Below are 3,382 nucleotides of genomic sequence, written 5' to 3' on the forward strand. Positions count from 1 at the left end.
CCGGCCGCCCGGAGCTGTGAGTCGACCGCGGAGAACGTCGTCGGTGTCGGTCAGGTGACGACCTCGTGGCGGCCGGTGTGCGGACGACGCCACTGCGGTCGATCCGTGGACCACACCGTGGCGGTCGATCCGCGACCCCGCCGGTGGTTTCACGGTGCTCGCTCCCGTGTGTATCGTATGGAGCTGTTCTGGCACCGACGGGACCTCAGACTCGCCGACAACGTCGGGCTCGCGGCCGCCGCCGACAGGGGCGAGGTCGCGGGCGTCTTCGTCTTCGACGACGACGTGCTCGCGCACGCCAGCGACGTGCGAGTGCGCCGCCTGCTCGACGGGCTCGCGGCGCTGCGAGACGACTACCGCGACCGCGGGAGCGACCTCCTCGTCGCCCGCGGCGACCCGGAGACCGCGCTCCCCGAACTGGCCGCGAGCCTCGACGCCGACCGCGTCGTCTGGAACCGGGACTACTCCGGACTCGCCCGCGAACGTGACACCGCGGTCCGCAAGGCGCTCAACGAGGCCGGAATCGAGCGCGAGGCGCACCACGACGCGGTGTTGCACACGCCGGACTCGATCCGGACGAACGCCGGCGACCCGTACTCGGTGTACACCTACTACTGGCGGAAGTGGACCGACCGAGAGACCGACCCGCCGGCGCCGACCCCGGAAGCGGCGGACCTCGTCGACGTCGACGCGCTGACCGCGGCCGCTAACGGCGACGACGGCGCCGTCGCAGACGGCGGCGTCGATACCGATCGCGTCGCCGTCGGCGACCTGCCTACCCCCGCCGACCTGGGCTTCGCGGAGCCCGACGCGGAGGTGGGTCCCGCCGGCACCGAGGCGGCCCGCGAGCGGCTCGACGACTTCCTCTCGGAGGCGGTGTTCGCGTACGATGCGGAGCGCGACTACCCCGCCCGCGAGTCGACCTCTCGTATGTCTGCCTTTTTAAAATACGGCGAGATCGGGGTGCGCGAGGCCTACGAGGCGACCGAGCGCGCGATGGCTGCGGCGGAGGAGCGGGCCGAGGAGAACGGCGAGGAGGGCGACGATGACGACGACGGCCCCGTCGCCGCGGTCGAGGAGTACCAGCAGCAGCTCGCCTGGCGCGAGTTCTACACGCAGGTGCTGTACCACAACCCCGAGGTGGTGACGGATAACTACAAGCAGTACGAGGAGGGGATCGAGTGGCGCGACGACCCCGAGGAGATCGCGGCCTGGAAGCGCGGCGAGACGGGGTACCCCATCGTCGACGCCGGGATGCGTCAGCTCCGCGAGGAGGCGTTCATGCACAACCGCGTGCGGATGATCGTCGCCTCCTTCCTCACGAAGGACCTGCTCGCCGACTGGCGCCACGGCTACGAGCACTTCCGGGAGCGGCTGGCCGACCACGACACCGCCAACGACAACGGCGGCTGGCAGTGGGCGGCCTCGACGGGGACCGACGCCCAGCCCTACTTCCGCATCTTCAACCCGATGACGCAGGGGGAGCGCTACGACCCCGACGCGGAGTACATCAAAGAATTCGTCCCGGAGCTTCGGGGGCTCGACGCCGACCTCATCCACGAGTGGCACGAGCTCTCGCCGACGCAGCGCGCGAACGCGGCGCCCGACTACCCCTCCCCGATCGTCGACCACTCGGAGCGGCGCGAGGAGGCGTTAGCGATGTACAAGCGGGCGCGCGGCGAAGACCCGGAGGAATAAGCGGACAGCAATCGAATCGGGGCGCCTGTCACGACGAACAGTTCCAAAGCCCCGGTCGTTCGTATATAAATAGTTACCAGTCGATCGACGGTGATTACTTCCAAATTGCTGGCCGGTCGCTGATAAATAGGTGATTGCGGATCGGGGGAGAACGTCTCCGAAGCCCCAGCCGGGAGGACTCGCGCGACTCGTTGCGTTCCTCAGTCGCTCGCTTCGCTCGCTCCCTGCGGTACTTACCTCGTCGTGCTTCGTCCTCCCGACTGCCCCTTCGAATCCCGCCCCGCAACGGTACCTCACGCCTCCCCAGCCTCGCCGCTCACGCCCTCCGGGCGTTCGCGGCGTCCCTCGCGCGTGCGCCTCGCGTCCTTCGGACGCTCACCGGCACGCGCCACCGCACTGCGATTTGGCTTTAAAACAGCGCCTCGCTCTCGTCGAGGACGTGCGCCGGGCCGCCGACCTCCCAGACGTCGGTGTCGATGCCGATCTCGGCGATTCTGCTCTCGACCTCCTCTGCGTGGTCGGCGAGCGTGTTCACGTACACCGAGGCGCCGGTGTCAGTCGAGAAGTAGACGGGGACGCCGTCCTCCCGGAGCTCGCGGACCGCGTTGAACACTCGGATCGTCTCCGGCTGCCAGTACACCCACCCGGCGGGGCCGGTCATCGTGGTGGCCGTCAGCGAGAGCGAGTCGTGCTCAGCCGTCTCGAAGATCCGGTCGAAGTCGCCCTCGCGGAGCGCGTCGGTCATCTCGACGAGCTGGTCCTGCACGTGGGCGGTCCGCGCCTGCATCATGTGACTCGCGGCGGCCTCGCGGTGCGCCTCCTCGGTCTCTTTATAAGCGGGGACGTGCGCGGCGACGATCCGGAGGTCCTCCTCGGGGTCGAACCCGTCCTCGCCGACGCCCACGTCCAGACGGTGCGAGCGACAGTCCTCGTCGTTGAGCCCGGCGTCGAGCCGGGAGTAGGCCCCGGTGACGGCCCGGGCCGCGGAGGAGGAGCCGCGGCGGGCGATCGTGGAGACCTCGGGCAGGGAGCGGTCGAGGCCGGCGGCCTCGACGAGCGCGAGCGCGGCGGCCGCGAACCCCGACGACGAGGAGCCGAAGCCGATGTTCGACGGGAAGGAGTTCTCGCTCTCCAGCCGGACCGCGGCGTCGACGCCGGCCAGCTCGCGGACGTGGTCGACGACCATATCGATGCGCTCGGCGGCCCGGCCGTCGACCGCCTCGCCGCCGATGACGTACGTGTCCTCGCTCGCGTCGGGCTGCCACTCGACCGTCGTCGTCGTCGCGGTCGGGGCGGTACAGAGGCTGATGCTGTCGTGGTACGGGAGCCGGAGCTCCGGGTCGCGCATCCCGTGGTACTTGACGAGCCCCTGGATCGGGTGGGCTCGCGCGGTGGCCTTCTCGGTCATACCTCGGGAAGCGTCCGGCGGGGGATTAGTCGTTGCGATGAGTGGGAGGGTGAGTGTGGAAGAGTCGTTGCGAAACGATGAGTCGATCGAGACAAGTGCGGTGGCGCGTGCCTGCGAGCGGCCATCGGCCGCGAGGAGCACGCGCGAGGGAGTCGCGAACGGCGTGGCGCGTAGCGCCACGGGCAGCCGGCGCGAAGCGCCGGCGACGAAGTGAGCGACGAGGCTGGGGAGGCGTGAGGTGTTGTGCGGTCGGGGTCGGGTGGGACTCAAAGGGGC

Annotated in this window: 2 protein-coding genes; one reads left to right on the forward strand and one right to left on the reverse strand. The window is 69.8% G+C overall.

The genetic code is table 11. From position 1 onward, the window contains the following. Positions 1–177 precede the first annotated feature (177 nt). Positions 178–1,698, forward strand: a complete 1,521-nt coding sequence (locus tag DJ81_RS00170; protein WP_094587879.1) for a deoxyribodipyrimidine photo-lyase — start codon at positions 178–180, stop codon at positions 1,696–1,698. 409 nt (positions 1,699–2,107) lie between these two features. Here the strand turns inward: DJ81_RS00170 and mvaD are convergent, their stop codons facing one another. After that, entirely contained in the window at positions 2,108–3,106 is a 999-nt protein-coding gene (mvaD, locus tag DJ81_RS00175) for a phosphomevalonate decarboxylase MvaD (protein WP_094587881.1), read from the reverse strand. Positions 3,107–3,382 lie beyond the last annotated feature (276 nt).

Origin of the sequence: Halorubrum sp. Hd13 (assembly GCF_002252755.1) — an archaeon.
Taxonomy (GTDB): domain Archaea; phylum Halobacteriota; class Halobacteria; order Halobacteriales; family Haloferacaceae; genus Halorubrum.

Bases quoted from the DNA above. Each gene is read 5' to 3' on its own strand.
- DJ81_RS00170 (WP_094587879.1), top strand. From the start codon at position 178: ATGGAGCTGTTCTGGCACCGACGGGACCTCAGACTCGCCGACAACGTC.
- mvaD (WP_094587881.1), bottom strand. From the start codon at position 3,106: ATGACCGAGAAGGCCACCGCGCGAGCCCACCCGATCCAGGGGCTCGTC.